Source organism: Streptomyces coerulescens, assembly GCF_042657965.1.
Classification (GTDB): Bacteria; Actinomycetota; Actinomycetes; order Streptomycetales; family Streptomycetaceae; genus Streptomyces; species Streptomyces coerulescens.
Genome location: NZ_JBHSKM010000034.1, coordinates 1 through 2,746, shown reverse-complemented (window position 1 = coordinate 2,746; position 2,746 = coordinate 1). Strand labels below are relative to the sequence as shown.

Below are 2,746 nucleotides of genomic sequence, written 5' to 3'. Positions count from 1 at the left end.
AATACGCATGCTGCACATCAGTCAGACCGAACGCCTCACCCCACCCCGCCACATCGGGCTCGATCCGCGTGGTCTCCACGGACCCGGCGGCCTGGACGGCGAGGGCCTGGCGGGCGATGGTCGGGTGGGCGAAGACGTCGGCGAGCTGCAGACGCAGGCCGTGGTGGTCAGCGGCGGCGGTGGCACGCAGGGCGAGGAGGGAGTCGGCGCCGAGTTCGAAGAGATTCGCGGTGGTGGACAGCGGCCCGGCCGGGTCGAGCAGTTCCGACCAGACCCCGACCAGGGTGTGTTCGACCGCGGTCGCGGGTGGTGTGTACACGGTGCCGGTCCGGGTGCGGGAGGGGGCGGGCAGGGCTTTGCGGTCCACCTTGCCGTTGCTGCTCAGCGGGATCTCGTCGAGGGCGATCAGGACGGGCGGGACCATGTAGGCGGGGAGCTTCGTCCGCAGCCATGCGCGCAGTTCCTCGGTGTCGACGGCGGTGTCCGGCGTCAGGTAGGACACGAGCCGTTTGCCGCCCTGCCCGGTGGTGTCGGTGACGGTCACGGCTGTGGTGACGTCCGGGTGGGCGGTCAGCGCTGCGTCGATCTCACCGAGTTCGATGCGGTACCCGTTGATCTTGACCTGCTGGTCCTCACGACCCAGGAATTCGATCGTGCCGTCGGGCCGGAACCGTCCCAGATCCCCTGTCCGGTACAGGCGTTCACCGGTGCGGGGGTGGACGACGAAGGACTGTGAGGTCTTTTCGTCGTCCTTCCAGTAGCCGAGCGCGGTGCCGAGGCCGCCGATGAAGATCCCGCCGGTGGCGTACGGCGGTCGGGTGCGCAGACGGCTGTCCAGTACGTGCATGGTCTGGTTGGCCAGTGCGGTGCCGTAGGGGATGCTGGCCCATTCCGGGTCGACCCGGGTGATGGGGTGGTGGATCGACCAGATCGACGCCTCGGTGGCCCCGCCCAGGCTGAGCAGACGGATGCCGGGGAACGTCCCCCACGCCCGCTCCGGCAGCGACAACGGGATCCAGTCACCCGAGAGCATCGCCGTCCGCAGTCCGGCCCGGGGTCCGTGCTGCGCCCGGTGCTCGGTGTAGAGCTCGAACAGGGCGGGGACGGAGTTCCAGACGGTGACGGTGTGGGCGTCGACGAGGTCGCCCCAGTGTGCCGGGTCACGCTCCGATCCCGGATCCGGGAGCACCATTGCCGCGCCTGCCGCGAGGGTGCCGAAGACGTCCCACACCGACAGGTCGAAGCTCAGGCTCGACACCGCCAGCACACGGTCCTCGGCCGTCAGCCCGATGCGCTCGTTGATGTCCTCGATCGTGTTGCGGGCGCCGCGGTGGTCGATCATCACGCCCTTGGGTACGCCGGTCGACCCGGAGGTGAAGATGACGTACGCCAGATCCGTGGTCGCTCGCCGGGCGCTGTGACTCTCCGGCGCCGGCTCGGTCGTCTCCGCCGTGACCGCCACCCCGGGGACGCCCGACGGCCAGGGTTCCTCCAACAGGCCGGGCTGGGTGAGGACGGCCCGGGCTTCGGTGTGTTCGATCAGGTAGGTGATGCGTTCGGCCGGCAGGGCGGGGTCGACGGGGACGTAGACGCCGCCGGCGCGGAGCACGCCGAGGACGGCGGCGACCTGCTCCCATCCCTTGCGCATCGACACCACGACCCGGTCCCCGGGACGTGTTCCCAGGTGTTCGAGCCGCTCGGCGACCCGTCGCGCGCGTCCGGCCAGCTCGTCATAGGTCAGTTGTCCGGAGGACCAGATGACCGCGGGTGCGTGCGGCGTCCGTGCCGCCTGCGCGAAGAAGGGCTCGTGGAGCAGTCCGGTCGGCAGCGGCCGCTCGGTGGCATTCACCTCCGCCACCACCGCCGTGTGCTCGGCCGGTGTGGTGGTCGGGCACTCCGCCTCCCAGGCCTCCGCGCCGTCGGCGAGCTCCTCCACCAAGGTCACGAACGCCGAGAACGCCCCGTCCAGCACTCCCTCCGGGAACAGTGCCTCCACGGCGTCCCAGCTCATCAGCAGTCCCTCGGCCACCTCCACCACCTGGCAGTCCAGCGTCACCTGGGGTGTCTGCGACACAGCGGAGACGACGTGTCCGAGACCGGGCAGCGGATCGGCCGGTGAGCCGCCCGGCATGTCCTGGCCGAGGACGCTGGTGAACACCACGGGCATGGCGGCACGCTCGGGGCCGTGGTGCCGGGCGAGTTCACGGAGCAGACGGACACCGCCGTAGGCGCGGTGCTCCAGGTCCTGCCACAGCCGGCGCTGCACGTTCTGGGCGCGGTCGACGAAGGTGTCGGCGGATTCCGTGTCGACCTCGAGGAGGACGAGGTTGGTGAAGTCGCCGATCAGCCGCTCCACATGCGGGTGCAGCGGCAGCCGGTCGCCGATCGTCACGTTCAGCGTGAAACGCGGCTCCTTCGCCCACAGCGCCAGCGCCTCCGCGTACGCCGCACACAGCAGCACCGACGGCGTCACACCCCGCGCCTGGGCCGTCCGCCTGAGGGACCGCCACCGTTCGCCGGAGAGCTCATGCGTGCGCCGCACGAACCGGGTCGGGCTGCCGGGCTCCCGTGACACCACCGGAAGCTCCGGAGCCGCCGGGAGGGTGTCGAGCCTGTCCAGCCAGTAGTCCCGGGCCGTCTCGTCCTGCTGCCCCGATGCGACGGCCTGGCAGTAGTCGCGGAACGACACATCGATCGGCGGCAGCTCACACTCCGGATCGGCATACAACGCCGCCCACTCCGACAG

At 70.6% G+C, this 2,746-nt stretch carries 1 protein-coding gene; it reads right to left on the bottom strand.

The features are described 5' to 3' along the window. On the bottom strand, positions 1–2,746 hold a 2,746-nt coding region (locus ACFPQ9_RS34830; protein WP_380862398.1), incomplete at both ends, for a non-ribosomal peptide synthetase.